The sequence below is a fragment of the Streptomyces sp. NPDC054866 genome (assembly GCF_053610745.1).
Window position 1 is genome coordinate 109,172 of the sequence record NZ_JBSGZA010000007.1, and the last position, 18,910, is coordinate 128,081.

17 protein-coding genes and 2 pseudogenes are annotated in these 18,910 nt (G+C 68.7%); 8 read left to right on the top strand and 11 right to left on the bottom strand.

Annotated features, from left to right (window positions below):
* Nucleotides 1-13: 13 nt before the first annotated feature.
* Both ACWGI2_RS31390 and ACWGI2_RS31395 read right to left on the bottom strand, forming a co-directional pair.
* Complete coding sequence (locus ACWGI2_RS31390) at nt 14-553, bottom strand: GNAT family N-acetyltransferase (protein WP_453699018.1); 540 nt, start codon at nt 551-553, stop codon at nt 14-16.
* Nucleotides 554-773: 220 nt separating this feature from the next.
* Nucleotides 774-1,229 (bottom strand): DUF3592 domain-containing protein, encoded by a 456-nt coding sequence (locus ACWGI2_RS31395; protein WP_453699019.1) that lies wholly within the window; start codon nt 1,227-1,229, stop codon nt 774-776.
* A gap of 391 nt (nt 1,230-1,620) precedes the next feature.
* Here ACWGI2_RS31395 and ACWGI2_RS31400 point away from each other — a divergent pair, with 391 nt between their 5' ends.
* Nucleotides 1,621-2,178: a hypothetical protein gene (locus ACWGI2_RS31400; protein ID WP_453699021.1), complete on the top strand. Its 558-nt coding sequence runs from the start codon at nt 1,621-1,623 to the stop codon at nt 2,176-2,178.
* 65 nt (nt 2,179-2,243) lie between these two features.
* Here the strand turns inward: ACWGI2_RS31400 and ACWGI2_RS31405 are convergent.
* The 3 genes and pseudogenes from ACWGI2_RS31405 to ACWGI2_RS31415 all read right to left on the bottom strand — a co-directional run.
* Nucleotides 2,244-2,495: pseudogene (locus ACWGI2_RS31405) on the bottom strand (IS5 family transposase); the annotation flags it as partial.
* A 139-nt stretch (nt 2,496-2,634) separates the two neighbouring features.
* Complete coding sequence (locus ACWGI2_RS31410; RefSeq protein ID WP_453699022.1) at nt 2,635-3,621, bottom strand: hypothetical protein; 987 nt, start codon at nt 3,619-3,621, stop codon at nt 2,635-2,637.
* A gap of 266 nt (nt 3,622-3,887) precedes the next feature.
* Nucleotides 3,888-4,817 (bottom strand): LysR family transcriptional regulator, encoded by a 930-nt coding sequence (locus tag ACWGI2_RS31415; protein ID WP_453699024.1) that lies wholly within the window; start codon nt 4,815-4,817, stop codon nt 3,888-3,890.
* Between the two features lie 115 nt (nt 4,818-4,932).
* On the opposite strand from ACWGI2_RS31415, the gene ACWGI2_RS31420 reads away from it, so the two are divergent.
* The 4 genes and pseudogenes from ACWGI2_RS31420 to ACWGI2_RS31435 all read left to right on the top strand — a co-directional run bounded on the left by ACWGI2_RS31420 (nt 4,933) and on the right by ACWGI2_RS31435 (nt 7,422).
* Complete coding sequence (locus ACWGI2_RS31420; RefSeq protein WP_453400568.1) at nt 4,933-5,460, top strand: DapH/DapD/GlmU-related protein; 528 nt, start codon at nt 4,933-4,935, stop codon at nt 5,458-5,460.
* 52 nt (nt 5,461-5,512) lie between these two features.
* Nucleotides 5,513-6,378: pseudogene (locus ACWGI2_RS31425) on the top strand (IS5 family transposase).
* Between the two features lie 75 nt (nt 6,379-6,453).
* A complete protein-coding gene (locus ACWGI2_RS31430) occupies nt 6,454-6,672 on the top strand; it encodes a hypothetical protein (RefSeq protein WP_453699026.1) in 219 nt (72 codons plus the stop codon).
* A gap of 288 nt (nt 6,673-6,960) precedes the next feature.
* A complete protein-coding gene (locus tag ACWGI2_RS31435; protein WP_453699028.1) occupies nt 6,961-7,422 on the top strand; it encodes a DUF6174 domain-containing protein in 462 nt (153 codons plus the stop codon).
* Here ACWGI2_RS31435 and ACWGI2_RS31440 read toward each other — a convergent pair.
* Nucleotides 7,419-8,738: an MFS transporter gene (locus ACWGI2_RS31440; protein ID WP_453699029.1), complete on the bottom strand. Its 1,320-nt coding sequence runs from the start codon at nt 8,736-8,738 to the stop codon at nt 7,419-7,421. The two genes, ACWGI2_RS31435 and ACWGI2_RS31440, sit on opposite strands and share 4 nt — an antisense overlap.
* Before the next feature lie 110 nt (nt 8,739-8,848).
* Between ACWGI2_RS31440 and ACWGI2_RS31445 the strand changes: the two genes are divergently transcribed.
* Nucleotides 8,849-9,550: a TetR/AcrR family transcriptional regulator gene (locus tag ACWGI2_RS31445; RefSeq protein ID WP_453699031.1), complete on the top strand. Its 702-nt coding sequence runs from the start codon at nt 8,849-8,851 to the stop codon at nt 9,548-9,550.
* 344 nt (nt 9,551-9,894) lie between these two features.
* Here the strand turns inward: ACWGI2_RS31445 and ACWGI2_RS31450 are convergent, their stop codons facing one another.
* A complete protein-coding gene (locus ACWGI2_RS31450; protein ID WP_453699032.1) occupies nt 9,895-12,645 on the bottom strand; it encodes a reprolysin-like metallopeptidase in 2,751 nt (916 codons plus the stop codon).
* A gap of 498 nt (nt 12,646-13,143) precedes the next feature.
* Nucleotides 13,144-13,515 (bottom strand): winged helix-turn-helix transcriptional regulator, encoded by a 372-nt coding sequence (locus ACWGI2_RS31455; RefSeq protein WP_453699034.1) that lies wholly within the window; start codon nt 13,513-13,515, stop codon nt 13,144-13,146.
* 91 nt (nt 13,516-13,606) lie between these two features.
* Between ACWGI2_RS31455 and ACWGI2_RS31460 the strand changes: the two genes are divergently transcribed.
* Entirely contained in the window at nt 13,607-14,446 is an 840-nt protein-coding gene (locus ACWGI2_RS31460) for an SDR family oxidoreductase (protein WP_453699035.1), read from the top strand.
* A gap of 129 nt (nt 14,447-14,575) precedes the next feature.
* On the opposite strand, the gene ACWGI2_RS31465 is transcribed toward ACWGI2_RS31460, so the two are convergent.
* Nucleotides 14,576-15,430 (bottom strand): oxidoreductase, encoded by an 855-nt coding sequence (locus ACWGI2_RS31465; RefSeq protein WP_453699036.1) that lies wholly within the window; start codon nt 15,428-15,430, stop codon nt 14,576-14,578.
* Nucleotides 15,431-15,595: 165 nt separating this feature from the next.
* Complete coding sequence (locus ACWGI2_RS31470; protein WP_453699037.1) at nt 15,596-16,873, bottom strand: MFS transporter; 1,278 nt, start codon at nt 16,871-16,873, stop codon at nt 15,596-15,598.
* Between the two features lie 74 nt (nt 16,874-16,947).
* Between ACWGI2_RS31470 and ACWGI2_RS31475 the strand changes: the two genes are divergently transcribed.
* The gene (locus ACWGI2_RS31475; protein WP_453699039.1) at nt 16,948-17,505 is read left to right on the top strand and encodes a MarR family winged helix-turn-helix transcriptional regulator; all 558 of its coding nucleotides are present in this window, start codon (nt 16,948-16,950) and stop codon (nt 17,503-17,505) included.
* A 332-nt stretch (nt 17,506-17,837) separates the two neighbouring features.
* Here ACWGI2_RS31475 and ACWGI2_RS31480 read toward each other — a convergent pair whose 3' ends face one another.
* Nucleotides 17,838-18,818, bottom strand: a complete 981-nt coding sequence (locus ACWGI2_RS31480; protein WP_453699040.1) for a GNAT family N-acetyltransferase — start codon at nt 18,816-18,818, stop codon at nt 17,838-17,840.
* Between the last annotated feature and the right edge of the window lie 92 nt (nt 18,819-18,910).

The window sequence follows — 18,910 nt, forward strand, 5'->3', positions numbered from 1 at the left end:
CCTGCATCCAGGATCAGTTCTTCGTGCAAGCGAACACGATCATCGTGTGGTGCCCTTCTGCGGTTGCCTCAACCCGGCTGTCGATCCTCTGGAATTGACACTTCTCGGCCACCCTGCTCGAGGCCGTGTTCTCCGCGGCGGCCTCAAGCAGGATCTGCGTCAACCCAAGGTCATGCAGGGCCCATGTCACGACCAATTGCACGGCCCGTGGGGCGATGCCCCGGCCGCGATGGGCAGGGAACACGCTGTAAGCGATGGTTGCCACGTCATCGGCCCGGAACTGCAGGTTGACGATCCCGGTGGGTTCTTCTGTCGTGGCGTCGGCGATCACCAGTGGTGCCGCCTGTCCGGTTCGCCAGGCTTCCTCGACCCGGGACATGCTCGTGCTGCGAGCAGCCTCATCCATGGGGGTGTCGTTGAGCCATCGACGCGTATCGGAGTCATGGCTTGCCGCCCCGATCGCATGCAGATCCGACTCACGCCGGAACCTCACAGCGACCACCCCGTCCGCGAGCGGCTCCGACAACGGTTCGATCGGCCTCAAGCGCCCCATGCGCTGACCCTATCGACGCCTATCCTGCCGCGCAGGGTTCGAACTCCTGCGCACACGAGCCCTATTGGCGTCACGGAAAGTGACCGCTCCACACGAGGTGGACCAGGGCCTGTGCTGGGACGTCGCTTCGACGCGAGATGGAAAGTCGCGCAATCGCGCGAATAATGAAGTCCTCCCGGTGGAGGACCGGTTCCCTTGCGCAACCCGCGCCCGTCGGTCCCTAGGGGCACGAGGTGCTGTAGTCGCTCGTACCCCAATCGCACTTTTCAAATGAAGATCCCCAGAACACCATTACCAGTGCGATTCCTACCCCAATTAGCGCAAAGATCGCCCCCGTTGCGCCGACGAGCCAGTAGATGCGGGTGGCCGCGGACGGGAACGTCCAGCGGGAGGGGTCTGCCGGGTCGTAGTAGACCGTGACCGGGGTGCCGGGTGGCGCGTTGCGGTGGAGCGCGCGGGCTATGTGGCCTTCGGTTTCCATGGGGCGGCCGTCAGCCGTGGTCCAGGCGATGACCGGGCAGTACACGATGGTCGAGGGGCTCGAGCGGTTGGAACTCATCCTGGTGGGGTGCAAGCGGGTCACCACACCCTCCGCCTTCGCGCCCTTCCGGCGCAGTCTCCGGTCCCGGAGGAGGGCACGACACGCGATTGCGCTCGTGACAGCGCCGAGCAGCATGAAGACCGTCGGGAGCAACCAGAGTTCGAGAGAAGGAGGCACGAGGAGCGTTCCGAATCAGCGGCGGCGGGACAGGGGCAGCGTAGCCACGACAGGGTACGCAGCGGCGAGGAGGGTCAGTAGCAGCGGTGCGACAGCGTCGATCCCTTCTGCGTCGACGAGCTGGGCTGTGCGACACGAGGCGTTGATGGATCTCGCTGAATGAGAGGCCCCTGCCGGTCCTCGCCGGGATCGGATGAAGCTGGAGGCAGGCCGAGGCCGAACCCCGGGGTGGGGGTTTGGAAAGCGGTCGCGGAGGGTCACTGGAGCAGGTTGCATCACGCGTCAGCGCCGCCGGCCGCACCGCACTCCGCCGTCAGCACCGACACCCGCACCAGATAGCGTTCTGCTCATGACAAAGGACGGAACGCCGCAACCGCCGACGCCGATATGCCCGCGCTGCGGCGGAGCCGAGGTGCGGACGGTCGAACAGGCGCACGCCGGCAAGGGCTCCCTGACCAAGAACCTCGGTACCCGCCTGGCGAAGGGCCCGGAGAAGAGCGGCGAGGGCTGCCTCCACTTCCTCGAGGGGCTCGTCCTGAGCCTCGGGATCGGCGGCGCTCTCGTCTACCAGGGCGACGTGGAGAACAACCAGCTGTACACGGTCGGTGGCGTGGTCCTCGGGCTGCTCATCCTCGCCGCCACCCTCGCGGTGGTGCGCCAGGACGGCCGGGAGAAGGACGCCGAGACGTCCGGCGAGACACTGGCCAACGAGTTCTGGCTGCCGGCGCACTACTGCTACGGCTGCGAGGGCGTGTTCTGCCCGGGCGGCACCCCTTGGCAGGGCGTACTCACTCCGGAGCAGTTCAAGAAACTGGTCTGGCGTCAGGGCTGCTACGACCGCCAGTTGCAGCCGGGTGACAAGGCGAAGGACGCGGAGGTCCCGCCGGGGACCCTGATCGAGGGCTAAGAGGACTTTGTTAGTGGGTGTCTGACAGTATGTTGCGCCCTGGGTTTCGCGTTTGGTCCGTGGAGTCAGGCTTCGCGCCAGTTTGGGGTGGCTTCGCCGGTGAGGCGGCGGGCCATGAGGGCGATCATCGCGAGGTGGATCATGGGTTCGGATCGGTGCGGGTGTCACTCGTAGTCACGGGCGAGTCTGCGGTGGTGCATGAGCCAGCCGATGCTGCGTTCGGTGGTCCGGCGGCGCGGAGTGAACGTGAACCCGCGGGTGCCCGGCAGGCGTTGGACGGGCTGGACGTCGATGCCCAGGCGGGCGCGGTGATGGACGAAGTCGGTCGAGCCCTGTGCCTATCGCGCAAGCTGCACCTTGATCGGCACGTTCGGGCCGCGGGCCGTCCCCGCAGACCTGCGGGGACGGCGAACTCCTGCTCTCTGGACCCAACTGCGGTACCGACGCCGCTTTCGTTCAGCGGAGGGTGAGGCGGATGGCGACGTCGTAGTAGACGGAGCGTTCCCTGGCTCCGTCGGCGAGACCGGCTACACCGAAGGTCAACTGGAGACGGTCGGTGTTCTCAAAGCCTCCTCGCGAGGCGGCAAACCGGAGTTTGACCTTCTTCGTGCTGTCCGCAGGCACGGCACCAACCGGGACGAGCAGGGTGTCACCCTGATCGGCCTCCTGTCTGGGCACATCCGTCCAGGCCTTGCCGTCGTACCACTGAGCACGCACCTGCGACGTCATGCTCTCGCCGAAGGAGGAACACTCCTCGACAGGGTCGTCGCTCTCCTCACACGTGCTGAACTCGGGCTGGGCCCGGACCTTCGGGTAAGGCCTCTGCGAGTCGTTGGTGACCGCGGCTTCAAACGGCGTCCAGCGGCCGTCCTTGCGCAGCGTGGCGCCGCGCCGGGGAAGCACTGTGGCGGAGAGCGCCTCCAACTCGACGCCCAGGTACTCGCGTCCGAGGAGGCGGCCATGATCCTTGAACGCCACCTCCACGGGCAGACGGTCGCCCTCGGTCCGCGGGCCGAAGGGTGGGGTGATCCTGAACCGCGTCCGGCTCGGCCCGGCCTGTAGCGGCAGGCGAAACGAGCCGCTCGTCACGATGTTCTTCTTGCCGCCGATCCGGCCTGCGCGAGGCGTGGAGAGCGTCAGCTTCTTCCAGTTGTCGTTCTCTGGACGGTCGTCGCCGTATGCGGCCGACGGCACCTGGTCCCGGTGCTTCCCCAGACCGATGCGCAGCTCGACAGTCACCTCTGGACGGGCGCGCTGTCGGTTGGTGAAGCCCACATCCAGGATGTTCGGCTTGTTCTTGAACCAGGAGCCGATCCGGTTCAAACCGAGGCTGACCGGCGCGCGGGAGGTGCGAGCTTCGGGAGGCGACGACGAGGCCTCGCTGCTGCACCCCGCCGTGATGACCAGAGCCGCGACGCATCCCAGCAGCCGTAGATGCCTCACCGGCTCCTCCTCATCGGCTGCTGCTGCCCCATGGTCAGACAGGAGTGTACGTACGTCTGCTGCACGCGGCGCAGCGGCGGATGTCCGTCTCGACGTCTGCACCCACCCACTCGCTCGCTCGCTCAGGATGGCGGGCGTTGGCTCTCTCATCGCTGGCGACAAGCGTCGGCCTCACTCCACGAGCCTCAACCCGCCGTCAGCGAGCCTCGGAGGCTCTGACGCGGTGGCCACCCCACTAGGGCGTGTCTGTTAATTCGGTCAACTGGTCAGCGGTCTACCCAGTCCGGTGCCCACACGTCGCGCGGGGCTCGCGGGCTCGCTGTGCGCAGATGGTCGCGTAGCGCGGTCAGCACGGGGTGCTGGTCTCCGCTGCGGAACAGCAGCACGTGCGGGTAGACCGGGGTCGGGTCGTGCAACGGGATGCGCCGCAGGTCGTGGGTTTGGGGCCAGAGGTACCGGTCCCCGCTGCCGACAAGGGTGGCCAGCGAGGCCGAGTCGGCCAGCGCGTCCATTAGGGCCTCGTCGCCGAAGTTGGGGCCGAGCGCGTCGATGCTCAGGCCGAAGGCCTCCGACAGTGCCTGGTAGAACGCCGCCCATTCCGTGCCCGGCCTGATGCCGGGGATCCAGATGCGGTGGCCGGCCAGGTCCGCAGGACGGGCCCAGGGCGCGTCAGCCAGCGGGTGGCCGGGTCCGACCAAGAGCTCCAGGGGTGCGTCCAGGAGTCGTTCGGCGCTGATCCCGGCCGGAACATGGCCTGCCGACAGGGCACGGAAGGACGCGTCGATGGTCCCTTCGAGCACCGCCTGGGCGGCCTGGGCGGCGTTCTCCTTGCTCAGCGTGACCGCGTCCAGGTCCGTCCCGGGGTGGGAACGGTAGAACTGGTAGACGGCCTGGGCCGGGGCGATGCGCCGGTTGAGGACATCGACGCGCAAGGGACGGCTTCCGGGGCGCACGGCCTGCTCGGCCTGCTCGATGCCCGCCAAGACCTTCTTGGCATGCGGCAGGAAGACCTGCCCGTCCACGCTCAGCCGGGAGCCTCGGGAGGTCCGCACCAGGAGCATGACCTCGAGGTGCCTCTCCAGGGCCGCGATCCGCTTGGAGACCGCCTGCTGGCTGATCCCCAGCTCGTCGGCCGCCGCCTGGAACTGGCCGGTCTCGGCGACGGCCACGAACGTCCGCAGCGCTTCAACATCCACGTTTGCCAGCCTACCTTCACAACTTTTGGTTGTGTCTAGTGTGGTGCAGGGTTGTTTGATCGATTGTTCTGCGCGGTGGTGGGATGAGCGCATGTCTACCCGCACAGAGCAGGTTATGTATGTCCAGACACCTGAGTTCGCGCGTCATGCGGAGCGGATCGTGGAGGTGACTGATGCGACGTCTCGACTGAACGTGCTTCCGTTCAGCGACAGCGAAGGCCGCACGGAACTACTTTCTGTTGTGTTCGGTGGCCCACTGCCGGACTCGGTGACGATCTACCCGCCGTTCTTTACCGAGTGCGGGCTGAACACGACGTTCGGGGAGAACGTCTTCGTCAACCAGGGATGCACCTTCATGGACAAGGGAGGCATCCGTATCGGCAACGGCGTCATGATCGCCCCGAAGGTCAGCCTCGTCACCGGAGGCCATCCACTGCCCCTGGCCGAGCGCCGCGAGTACCTCTCCTTCGCCCCGATCGTCATCGAGGACGACGTCTGGATCGGGACGGCTGCCGTGATCACGCAAGGGGTGACCATCGGTGCTGGTGCAGTTGTCGCTGCCGGTGCGGTGGTCACTCGTGATGTCCCTGCCGGCGCTGTGGTCGCGGGGGCTCCCGCCCGGGTGATCAAGAAGATCGAATGAACCCGGCCGGGCTGCTGGCCCAGGTGCGCAGCTCCTCTGTGGTCTGATCCTGATGCCCCGTCACGCCCGGCTGACTGACCGGCAGTGGGACCGCATCCAACCTCGGCTGCCCTCCAGTACCGGTTGTCGTGGCAGGCCGTGGGCCGATCACCGCCGCATTGTGGAGGCGATCGTGGCGAGACCTCCCATCCGGGTTCGGATCCTGGAAGACCGTGTGGGCCCGCCACCGTCGCAGGGCCGCCGACGGGACCTGGGATCGCGTGCTCGGCGTCCTGCTCGCCCGCACGGACGACGATGAGGATTGACTGGCGGGTGGCGGTGGACTCCACCACCACCCGGGCTCACCAGCACGCCACCAACACCGGCCGCCCCGAAAAGTGCCGGGCCGCAGCACGAGGGCAGGGCCTTGACGCTCACCGAGAGCCTGCCGGGCACGCTATCGGCCGTTCCCGCGGCGGGCTGACAACGAAGATCCACCACGCCGTGGACGGTCAGGGCCGACCGCTGGCCGCCGTCGTGACGCCCGGGCAGGCGCACGACGGCCAGTGCCTGCCATTGCTGCTGGGCGACCTGCGAGTCCCGAGAATCGGAGCAGGCCGCCCGCGCACAACCCCGACCATGCTGCTCGGGAACAAGGCCTACTCCTCCCGCGCGATCCGAGTGGCGCTCAAGGCCCGCGGGATCACCGCGGTCATCGCTGAAAGGCGCGACCAGCAGGAGCACCGTCGCCACCGCGGTTCAGGAGGCGGGCGTCCGCTGAAGTTCGATCCGGTGTCCTACAAGAACCGCAACGTGGTCGAGCGGTCCTTCGCCCTGCTCGAGCAGTGGCGGGGCCTGGCCACGAGATTCGACAAGCTCGCGATCGTCTACCGCTCGGCCGCGGTCCTCGCCGCAGTGCTGGTCTGGGCTCGCATTTGACGGACACGCCTTAGTGGCTGCAGCCAACAAGGGGCTGGCGGCAGCCGGTTGCGCCCCGGGGAACTGGCGAAGGCGGTGAAGCCAGACCCCGTTCTCGTGCAAGGCGCCGAGCACGCCCTGCGCGTCGCCGCGCAAATCCTCGCGGACCCGGCGCACGCGAGCCTGTACGACGCGGGCGGTTGGTCCGGCAGTTGCCGCACCTACCCGGCGGGATCCGTCCACGACACCGACCCGTGCATCCCACCCGCGGCGAAGAGGTCACCGATCTGCCCGATGCGGAGCTCATCCGCATAGACCGCGGCAGCTGAGCTGGCCGAACTCGCAGACCACGAAAACCTAATCCCCACGGCCACGGTCGGCCAGGCCCGCGACGAGGCCAGCATCTTCCAGGCCCTCACGCATTCCTACGGCCGACACCGGTCCACGCTTACCGGCGGGCCATTCGGCATCCGCAGACTCACGCCCCGCCCCGCGGAACTGGTGGTGGCGTCTGGGGGGGTCCGCTCCCTCCTCAGACGAGTCCGCCTGAACGCTATGGGGCCGATCAGCGTCGTAGGGGTAACCGCCTCCAAGGGAGCTGCCATGACCGCCGTACGCCCCGGTCTCCATGCCATGTCCGCTGTCACGCTGATCGCGGGGCTGATGTGCGCGACCGCCGCTTGCGCTGATCCGGACAGCGCCGCAACGCGGAGCGAGGTTGCCTGGGAGGAGCCCCCCTCGTACGCCTACACGCTGAAGTCGAGTGAGGGCGAACGCTCCCTGCTCGGGACATTCCGGGTGACAGTGCGGGACGGCAAGGTGGCCGAGTCGGCCGGTCTCGACGCAAGCGCTCGGCGCGTGGTGAAGCAGATGCCCGGTGAAGTCCCCACCATCGGCGAACTGTTGGAGGAAATGGAGCAGGCCCGGCGGGACGGGGCGGACAAGGCGGAGGCGAAGTACACGGCCGACGGGCGCCCGGTGCGGATCTCGCTGGACGGGGAGAAGAACGCGATCGACGACGAAGCCCTGTACGTCATCAGCGCCTACGAAGCGCCGGGCGGCTAGTACTGCTTCGAGCCGTCCGTGGGCGCCGCCGTATCGGCGGGTTCGGCATCGGACCCCTTGCGCGGAACCTCGGCGTGCGGCGCGGTGAGGCGGGCGCGGCGCAGTGCCGGGAAGGCTGCGGCTACCACGACCGTGGCCGTGACGCAGACCAGGCCGCCCGTGACCACGGCGGTTCGCGCCGTGGTCAGTTCGGCCAGGAAACCGACGGCCGCGTTGCCCAGGGCAGGCGAGACGGTCGCCTGGACCATCCACAGACTGCTGACCCGGCCACGCAGTTCGTCCGGTGTGCCGTGCTGGAGAAGCGCCGAGCGCAGGGTCTCGGAGATGAGGTCGCCGAGCCCGGCGAAGGCCAGCAGCGCGAGAGCGACCGGAAGGTACGAGGTGGCGCCGAAGCCTGTCAGTGACAGCCCCCACAGCAGGACGGCGCCGACCAGGGCGTGACCGCCGGCTCGGCCTGTCCAGCCGCTGGTAGCCGCGCCGATCAGCGCTCCGAGGGCGGGCGCGGCATAGAGCAGGCCCACCACGCCCGGGCCGCCGCCGAACTGCTGGTCGGCCAGGACGGGATAGAGCGCTTGCGGCATCGTGAAGACCATCGCCGCGGCGTCGATGAGCAGCAGGCCCACGATGAGCCTGTGGCCCCGCACGAAGCGCACACCGTCCGCCACCGCCGCGAACGCCTGCCGCACGCCCTTGCCTGCGCGCGCCGCCGTCGGAGGAAGCGGCCGCACGAAGAACAGGGTCGCCGAGAAGACCAGGAAGCCGGCCGCGTCCACGGCGAAGCAGGCCGCGAGACCGGGGCCCGCGATGAGCATGCCACCGACGGCAGGCCCCACCAGCGCCGCGAGTTGGGTGGAGGCAGAGGTGAGTGCGCCTGCCGCTGCCAGGCGTTCGGTGCCGACCAAGGCCGGGATGGCCGCCAGCATGGCCGGGCCGCCAAGCCCAGCGAGAAGTCCGGTCACAGCGGTGGCGACGTAGATGAGCCACAACCGCGGGTCCGGCATCAGCGCGTTGACTGCCAGAGCCGCCGCTACGACTGTGAGCGGAAGCCGGGTGAGCAGCATCAACAGGCGGCGGTCGTGGCGGTCGGCCAGGACTCCGCCGACGAGCACGCCGACCACCAAGGGCAGGGCCCGCGCGAGGCTGACCAAGCCGATATGCAACGGAGACCGGGTCACCTCGTACACCTGCACCGCCACCGCGACGCTCGTCATGAGCGTGCCGAACATCGCGCCGAGGAACCCGACGTACAGCAGGCGGAAGTCTCGGCTCACGCGCAGCGGGGTGAGGTCCATGGCGAGACCGGCCGGACGGCGCATGAGGCGGCTCCAAGGGAGGTTAGGTAAGCCTTATCGGGACTACTGTGTCGATCACCCTCCTTAAAGTCAACAGGTGTGAACTTCACAGGGTTGGTAGCCTCGGTGCCCTGATGAGCAGTCACCCTGCGGCCAGGCGGCGGCCGACCCACCGCAAGGGCCGCCCCACCCTCACCCGCGAATCGGTGGGCCGAGCCGCGCTGACCTTCCTGGACCACCACGGTCCGGCCGAGCTGACCATGCGCTCGCTCGCGGCCGACCTGGGCGTCTCGCCCCGCGCTCTGTACAACTACGTCGAGGACCGGCGTGATCTGCTCACCGTGGCCGCCGAGATCTTCGAGTCCGAATGGCAGCCGCCGGAGCTGAAGGCGGAGCAATGGCGAGACAGTCTGCGGTCATACGGCCGGGACCTGCGCGCGCACTACCGGCGCCATCCCGGCATGACCACCCTCGCGTTGAGCGAGAACATCACGATGGCCCGGCATCCGGCGATGCTGCGCAACGTGGACGCTCTGATCGGATTCTTCGAAAGCGTGGGGCTGTCCCTGCGGGACGCCTACCGCGCGTGCATGGAGACGATCCGCTTCGTCGTGGGATTCGTAGAACTCCAGGACATGCTGTACGACCGGCCACCCGCCCACCTGGAACCGGGCGACCTGGAGCAACTGCCGCCGCCGTGGCTGCACTCCGAAGCAGAGGCGGAACTGCCCCACCTGAAGCGGGTCAGCGCTCTGCAACCCGACGCTCCCGACACGCTTTTCGAGTTCTCCCTGGACATCTTCGTCGGGGGAATCGCCGCCCGAGCGCACGACTGAACGACGCTCGGGCCGGTCAGAGCAGTGACGGTTTGACGGTCATGGTCTTGGTGACGGTGACCTGGCCGATGTCACTCGTGCGCACGGTGATGCGCCGGGTCCAGGTGCCGGCCAGGGAAATCCGCAGGCCGCGCTCGTACCGGTCGGACGGGGAACCGGAGGAGCCTGGTGTGACATCGCGCGGGCGTGATCGTCAGCCAGCTCATGCAGGAGACGATCGCCGGCCGGGGAGTGGTCCGCCCTCCCGCGGCCGGCTCATCTGCCGGGCAGTGGATGCCCTTTGACTGCGCGCGCCGCGTTCCTCCGGAGCCGGAAGGTCCTCGATCCCGGCCCTGCGCGCGGGGTTACTTCTTCTTGCGGGAGGCTGTCTTGCCCTTGCCGCCGTGGATGCTGGCGCGCGTCTCCTCGGCCTGGGCCTGGATGGTCTTCTGCACCGGCGCGGGCAGGTGTTTGCCGCGGAACGTGGCGACCATCTTGTTGAGCACGGCGTCGGCTTCGGCGAGGTTGCCGTCCTTGGCGTGGACCTTGGCGAGGCGGCGCATCGCCTTGTTGAGGGTGATGTTGTCCAGGCCCTCGTCGCCGGTGGAGGCGTTGATGGCCGCGCTGAGCTGCTGGACGCTCTCCTTGATGTCGGGTTCGCGGACGGTGAGCCGGCCGCCTTGGATGTGCTGGAAGTGGCGGCCCGCGTTGGCGCCGCGGGCCAGGCGGGCGTGCGCGGCCAGCGGATGGTCGCCGTACCGCTCGATGACCTCCTGCAAGGCGTCGTTGCCGCTCTGGAGCTGCGGCGCGTCCGAGCCGAGGAACGTCAGCAGTTGCCCCTGGTCCTCGCCCAGCAGCAGCTCGCCGATGTGCTGGTCGGCGGCGGCCAGCGGCGGGCGGACCCGGATCGTGTGCGGGGCGGAGACCACGCGGGATCCGTCGGGGCCCTGGTAGGCGGCGGCAACCGTGTACAGGCCGGGCTCGCTGAAGTACAGGCCATCGGCGCCGTACCCGAGGTACACGCTCGCGTACACGGCCGGTGCGCCAGCGGTGAGCGTGGTCGTGGTGTGTGCCGCGCACTCGCGCGTGAGGGGCTGGAAGCGGCGGGAGCGGCCGTAGGGGTCGGTGATCGCGACGATGACGTGCCCGGTCGAGGGGTCCAAGTGGGGTGTGACGGTGACGTCACCGTGGCTGCCGGTGCGCCCCAGCTTGAGCTGCGCGATGACCGGTTCGCCGTACGCGAAGGCCGCCTGCCCCTCTATCTCCAGTGCGAGGCCGGACTCGTCGGTCAGTGGCTGGGCGAACAACTCCACGGAGGGCTGCTCCTTCGCCGCCCCGGACATGAAGTCGTTGCCGCCCATGATCACGTTGCGGTAGAAGCCGTGCCGCAGGTGCCGGAGTTCGTCGTCGGTGAAGCTGAACGGGAAGGCCTTGAAGAACGCGGCGAAGCCGGACGTCGCTTCACTGCCGCCCTGGTAGTACTGCGGATAATTCATCCATGACAGGTCGCCGTAACCGTTGCGGGGACCCGCCGGTGCGGGCGGGACCGCCGTCCCCTTGGCGAACGAGTGCATCAGGTTGAAGGCGTGGCCTATCTCGTGGACGTAGGTGTGCAACTCGTCGTTGGTGCCGGCCACATTGGCCTTGGTGAACACCACCATGCCCTGCCGTTGCAGTCCCGTGGAGTCGAACATGACCCCGGCCGAGCCCCGTTCGTTCTCTGTCGCGACCAGGGTCCACAGCTTCCACTGCGGCACCTCGCGGTACCCGCTGAAGTGCGCGACCATCGCCGCGTGCAGCTCGGCGTTGGACCACATCAGGTCGCTGCCGGCCTCGGTGGTGGCGATGACGTTACGGGTACCGACGGTGCGCAGCTCCACGCCCGCCTCGGCGAACGAGGCGGGCACGGTGAGCACCCGGTTCGCGTATCCGGGCGGGACGGCGGCCTTCGACGTGTCATAACTGACGAGCTCGGCCTCCCCCGCCACCGTGTCGACCTCGTAGTCCACCGTGCGGAAGTACGTGGACGCCTTGGGCAGGTCGCTCCACAGGGAGCGGTAATAGCCGTTCGCGTCCTCCAGGGTCAGCCATGCGGCCGGGCTCGGGGACTGACCGGCCGCGGTGAGGTAGATCAGGGTCCGCACCTGAGTGATCTCGGGCTGCGCGGTGGCCCACAGGAGTCCTTTGCCCGTGATCACCACGTAGTTGTCGGTCCATCCCACCTCCACGCTGGTGGAGCGGAAGGAGTTGGCGTAGGTGGTGGTCTGTCCCGACACCGTGAAGAGATCACCACTGAGCGTGGACAGCGTGCCGATGCCGTCGACGTCGATCCGTGCTTCGACGCTCTGACCGGCATTGGTGGCCCGGTAGGTCCCCGACAGCGGGAGGTACGGCGTCGCGTAGTTCGCAGGGAGTTTGCCCAGGCCCGCGGTCAGCGAGGTGAGCGTGCCCGATTTCTCCACGCCGGTGCGCCAGTTGAGGATGAGCCCCTTGTCTGCCTTGATCAGCAGCGAGCGGCGTACGTCGCCGGAGGCGGGCGGCAGGGCGACGACGTGGTCGAGGTCGGAGCGGAAGTCGGCCGGGAGCTGGGCCCAGCCCGGTGCGTCCGCGTCCGGGCCTTCGGTGAGCAGCGCATTGCGTTCGACGTCGACGTCCTTGCCCCAGTTGTACGTGATCACACGGCTGCCCTTGAACACATACGTGCGCCACGCGCCGGCCGGGGAGTTGGGCGCCTGGAGCAGGGCGTCGACGTTGTTCTGCCAGTCGGCGGGTAAGTAGGAGTGCATCACCAGCTGTTCGCGCTTCACCACGCCGGTGCCCACCCGGTACTGCAGGCTGTCCGTACCGATGATGAACAGGTACTGCGCCGCTCCGTCCGTGTGCGCGGGCAGTTGCAGCACGGCGTGCGGGTTCGCCTTGAAGTCCTGGTACGCCGGCTGCCGCAGCTCGGTGAACTGCCCCCCGTACGCGTCGGTGGTCGGCGTCTCGAAAAGCAGGGCCGTGTCGCTGATGCCTGCGGCCCAGTTGGGCCGCAGGAACATCGCCGACCATCCCTGGCCGGTGGGGCATGCCACCGCGCAGCGGAACCCCGTGGACTTGTGCCGGAGGAACGCCATGAGCGTCCCCTCTCTGAGGAATGGTCGCGGTTTCACACACGCGACGCTGGGTCCTCACCACAACACCGAGGCACTCATTCCCCCAGGGCCGCTACCGGCCAACCCAGCCCAGTCCGGGTGCCGGTCAGCGGACGCCCGCGCCGGGAAGCCCGAGCACCAGTGGGCCGGGTACGGCACATGCCCCTCGCCCATGCCATGCGCTCTTTCGAACCTGACCAATGCTGTCCGCACGTCGGCAAGCCGTCGCCTCAGGACACCCACAGGCCCCACCCAGGGGGGAGCGGGGCATTCCACTGCCCGGAAACCGGACAGCCGTCCGGCCGAAACGGCAAAGGAGACCGAACTCGGCATCCATGCGGGGGCGCAGGGCTGCGCCCGGCCTATACGAGAACGAGGCCGAGCAGCAGGACGGCGGCGTTGTGCCGGGTCACGGGTCACGGGTCACGGGTCACGGGTCACGGTGATCTTCCGCCTGGAGGTCACGCAGCGCGTACCCCGCTATCCCGCGCCGCGCGGCGACAGCCGTCGTGTGATCCGGTCGAACAGCTCCGTCAGCGGCTCGCCGATGTCCCGGCCGAACTCGGTCAGTCCGTAGGTGACCTGGGGCGGCGTCGTCGGCTCGACCTCCCGCCAGACCAGGCCGTCCTGGACCAGCGCGCGCAGGGTCTGGGCGAGCATCTTCTCGCTGATGCCCTGGATGCTCTCGCGCAACTCGTAGAACCGGAGGTCATCGCTCCGCAACGAGATCAGCACCCAGACGCCCCACCTGCTGGTCACATGGTCGACCACATCGCGCGCAGGGCAGTCGGTGTGAAACACGTCATACCGCTTCCCCACCTCGGCCTGCCTGCGCTGCACGCTTCCCGTCATTTCATGAGCTTACCTCAAGGTATGTCCTTACCAAAAGTTAGCCCCCGCTCCTAGCGTGAAGCCACAGAGAACATCCGACAAGGAGCTGATCATGATCGTAGTGACCGGGGCTACCGGCAATATCGGCCGACCGTTGACGCAGGCGCTGTCCGAGGCGGGCCAGCAAGTGATGGCAGTGTCACGGCACACGGCGACGATGCCGAACGGCGTCCGCCACATGGCGGCCGACCTGGCCAAGCCGGCCGGCCTGAAGCCCGCGCTGGCCGGGGCGAAGGCGCTGTTCCTGCTGCTGTCCGGCGACCTGCACGCCACTGGAGCCAACCCTGCGGACGTCATCAGCGAAGCCGCGGCCGGCGGGGTCCGCCGGGTCGTCCTGCTCTCCACACTGGGCGTGGTGACCAGGCCCTCCGGCCAAACGCGGATCGCGATGCGCGCACTGGAGGACATGCTGCGGGAGTCCGGCCTGGAGTGGGCCATCCTGCGGCCGGGCGGCTTCGCCTCCAACGCCCTGTGGTGGGCCGAGTCCGTCCGCGCGCGACAGGTCGTCGCCGCGCCCTTCGGCGACGTCGGGGTGCCGATCATCGACCCGGCGGACATCGCCGCGGTCGCGGCAGCCTGCCTGCTGGATGACCGGCACACCGGCGGCACCTACGAGCTGACCGGCCCGGAGGTGATCACTCCGCGCCAGCAGGCGGAGGCCATCGCCGCCGCGCTGGGCTCGCCCGTGAGGTTTCACGAGCTCACCCGCGACGAGGCCAAGACCGCCATGGCCCAGAGCATGCCGGCGGAGCTCGCCGACGACACTCTGGACATCCTCGGCTCCCCGAGCCCGGCTGAGCTTCGCGTCAGCCCGGACGTTCAGCAGGTCCTCGGCCGCGCCCCGCGCCCCTTCGCCGACTGGGCCGCCCGCAATGTCGCCGCGTTCCGCTGAGGCTCCTCTGGGGCGATTCACCCCTCTAGGTCGACGGAGCCCGACCGAACCACACCAAGGCCCCCGTCACGTAGTCGGCAGGGGCCTTGGGTAGGAGCGATCAGATGCCCCGGTGGTGCTTGTTGTGTGTCAGGCAAAGTCGGTCGGGCGGCCCAGGGGCTCGGTGGCGTCGACTTCGTCGAGGCGGAGCTGGAGCCGCTCGCGGATACGATCGACCGCGTTGGCGCCCAGCGGCAGCCGCAGCGGAGGCTTTTCCATGCGTGTGGCGGTGATGATGGCGCGGGCCGCGCGGGCGGGGTCGCCCGGCTGGGTCCCGTGCATCGCCAGGAACTGCTTCTTGGCCGGGTCCAGGACGGAACGGTAGTCCTCGATGGGGTCGGCGAAGCGTACGGAGCGTCCACCGAAGTCCGTGCGGAAGGGACCGGGTTCCACGATGACGACGTGGATGCCGAGGTGGGCGACTTCGGCGGCCAGGCCCTCGGAGAGACCTTCGAGGGCGAACTTGGTGCCCGCGTAGGCGGTGCCGCCCAGGGTGGCCATGACGCCGCCGACCGACGACATCTGCACGATGCAGCCCGAGCGCTGAGCGCGCATGGTGGGCAGAACCTTGCGGGTTACGTCCATGGCGCCGAAGACATTGGTGTCGAACTGGTGGCGCAGCTCGGCGTCCGACAGTTCTTCGACGGCGCCGCGCATCGCGTAGCCGGCGTTGTTGACGAGGACGTCGATGCGGCCGAACTCCTTGAGCGCCGTGGCCACGGCGTCGTCGACGGCGGCGGGATCGGTGACGTCGAGAGGGACGGCGCGTACGCGGTCGGGTGCGGCGGAAATCAGGTCGTCGAGGGTCGACGTGTCACGGGCGGTGGCGACCAGGCGTTCGCCGGCGGCGATGACCTCGTGGGCCAGGGCGCGGCCCAGGCCGGTGCTCGTGCCGGTGATGAACCAGACCTTGCCGGTTTCGGGAGTGGAGGGCTGCGAGGTCATCGGGGGCGCGTCCTTTCAGTGGCGTGCCGATCCATGCCGGGTGGCGGCTGGAGCGAGGAGGCGGGGACGTTATGGGTCAGGTCAGTCTTCGTCTGCTGTCCGGGCGGGGTCGGCCGGGCGGGGTCGGCCGGGCGGGGTCGGCCGGATGGGGTCGTCGGGCAGGAACTAGCGGGAAGTCCGCGTGGGCTGCAGCGTGTTGTCGTAGTCCTGTGTCTGCTCGATCAGGTCCATGGTCTGGTCGCGCGGGGCAGCAGTCGGTGCCTGCGTGGACGGGGGGAAGGCGCGGCGTCCGATCGATGCGGCGATGAGGAGGACGACGGCGAAGACGCCAAGGCTCGCCCAGGGCAAGGGAGTTGTCTTGCCGGCCGAATAGATGACGCCTCCCAGGAGGGGGCCGACGGCCATGCCGGCGTTGAGCATCGTGACCAGCATCGACTGGGCGACTTCCACCGAGGCACCCGCTACCCGGGCGGAGGAGGCCTGCAGCATGGTCGGTGCGGCGCCCAGGGCAAGGCCCCATACGGCGATGGCCGCGAGGGTGGCTACGGCGTTGGTTCCAAGGATGGCGAGCAGGGCCATCGCGCCGGTGAAGCCGGCCAGGGCGGTCATGACGACGGCACGCAGGTTGCGGTCGATCAGGGCTCCGGTCAGCCAGAGGCCGACGATGGAGGCGATGCCGAAGACGAGAAGGACGACATCGACGTGGTCCTGCAGGCCCGAGGAGGACAGGAAGGAGGCGATGTAGGTGTAGAGGTTCATGTGGGCGACCTCGAAGGCGAACGCGATCAGCATCAGGACCGCGACGCCCGGGCGCAGCAGGACCCGGCTGACCGGGATGCGCTCGTGGGCGGGTTCCGCTTCGAGGGGCGGGACGGCCGCCCGTACCCAGACGGTCGTGAGAAGCCCCAGGACGGCCATCACGGCGAACGTGGAGCGCCAGCCGATGCCGGTGCCGAGGGCTGTGCCCAGTGGGACTCCCAGCGCCAGGGCGACGGGGACGCCGCCCATGGAGACGGCCAGGGCCTTGCCCTTGCTGGATTCGGGGACCAGCCGCATGGCGTATCCGGCCAGCATGGCCCACTGCAGTCCTGCGCCGAGTCCTGCGATGAGGCGGCCGGTGAAGGTCAGGGCGTACCAGGGGGAGACAGCCGTGGCGATGTTGGCGGCGACCACGGCGAGGAGGGTGACCAGCAGGACCGGGCGGCGTGGCCAGCGTCGGGTCAGCGCGGTCAGCGGGATGGCCGCGGCCATCGAGCCCGCGGCGTAGACGGTCACCAGTTGTCCGGCGGTCGATGGGGAGACGTCGAGGCCGTCGCTGATCTGCGGCAGCAGGCCGGCGGGGATGGTCTCGGTGAGCACGGTGACGAACCCGGAGACCGCCAGGGCCAGTAACCCGGCCCAGGGCAGTGGGCCGTGTCCTTGTGGGGTGGACGAGTCTGTCACGGGCCTCCTCTTATCTCTTATAGTTACCTTGAATGCCAAGGTAAATTATCTTGAGACTCAAGGGAGTGTCAAAGGTGCCCGCATCCGAGCCGTCGCCGACGGAGCCGCGTGACTCCGTCGCAGCCGAACTGACCTCATGGATCGCCGACATGCCCGATGTCGACCCGGACACCGAAGCGGCCCGCCAGCGCATCGGCCGCATGGCCCGCCTCTTCGAGCGCCTGCTGTCGCGGGTGGCCGCCGACCATGAGCTGACGGCCGGGGACTGGGCGGCCCTGTCCGCCCTGCAGCGCTCAGGCGCCCCCCACCAGGTCTCCCCCACCGCGCTGTCGCAGCAGCTCGGAATCACCTCGGGCACGATGAGCGTGCGCCTGAGCCGCCTCTCGCGTGCCGGGCTGATCGAGTCCGTGGCGGCGGCCGACGGGCGCAGCAAGCCGGTGCGCCTGACCGAACAGGGGCAGGCCCGCTGGCGCTCGGCCACCCAGGAGCGCACATCCCAGGAGCGGCGGCTGTTCGCCGAGGCGTTGAACCCCGAAGAGCTGGAGGAGCTCAACGTGTTGCTGAGTAGCCTGCTCCGCCGCCTGGAGGATGAGTTCGGGCAGGTCTCACGTCACGACGTTCCCAAGGACTAGGGCTTGTGCGGGGTCGTGATTGGTGTCGGCTGATCATCTTCTGGATGGTGCCGGGGTTGAAGATCTTCGATCCGATCCGACCGCTCCGTTCTGGTGCTGGAAGAGGAACGGCATCGGCGTGCACCCTCCAGACCTTGAAGTGCGGGTCGTAACGACTGACCAGCGGAATCGGCCTTCCTTGCCGGCCGTGGGATCCAGAACGTCCCCCACGGCCACGATCGCAGTGTCCCGGTGGTGACTGGCCGTCGGCGCCGCCGCCGGCAGGTTCACGGGTTCGAGGTTCGGGGTTCGGGCAGCACCGGGACTTCCTCGCGGCCGAGTGTGGCGGGGTCTCAGCGCCAGTCGTCGATCACGTAGGCGTCGGGGTGGCTGTAGCCGGGCTCGTTGGGCCTGTGCATGGTCACGCCCTGCAACCAGGTGCGGAAACCACGGTCGACCATGCGACGGTAGGCATCCGGGCGGCCCAGGTTCATTCCGGCGTCCAGTTGCCCCAGGCCACGCTCGGCGGCCAGTTGCTCGCACGCGGTGAGTAGTCGTTCGAAGCGGTCGGCGGCCTCGGGGCCAGGACGCACGGCGCCGAATTTCACGAAGCACACGTCCTCTCCGGCCTCCGACCCGGCTCCGCAGTGACAGACGGCCAGGCCATCAAGCTCGGAGCCAGCCCCCTGGAGCAGGATCGTGTCACCGAGTCCCTGCGCGTGCGTGGCCACGATCTCGCGTTCCAGGCTCAGGCCCTCGTACACGGCCCCGGTCAGTGTGCGGCAAAGACTCAGGGCGTCGGGCTGCTCGGCGGCGGGAAGCTCGCCGTACAGCACTCGACCGGGGACCGCGCCACCGCCTGCGACCTGCTTCTTCATGATGGCCGTGAGGAATCGGGGCCAGAAACCGTACCGGCGGTAGAGCTCAAGGTGCTTCGGACTGTGCGAGAAGGTGAACAGGCCCAGGTGCCGGTTCTCCCAGGTGTCGAAGCAGTCCATGACCGGCTCCATGAGGCGCCTGCCGACGCCCTGGTCCCACAGGTCCGGACGTACGCTCAGCGGGCCGAAGTACCCGACGCTGCCCCAGTTGGCGGCGAAGTTCGATCCGGCGACTTCGCCCTCGACGGTCGCTGCGAAGGCCGCCTGTGGATCGGCCGCCCAGCGAGTGCGGACGTAGTCGGCGGTCCCGAAGAACGTCCTCGGCTCGGGGGCCCCGAGGAACGTCCCGAAGGCGACCCTGAAGATCTCGTCGGCCCGGTCCAGGTCCGCCTCATCCAGCGGGCGGATCGACACAGGGCCCGTGCCACTCTTGTGCTCCCCTGCCGGTGGGATCATCGCTCTCTCCTTCCGGATCCCCTGTTTCATCGCACCACGGGCGTTCGCCGCAGGCGAGGCGAAAGGTGCACCGATACCCAGGGACCGAGGAG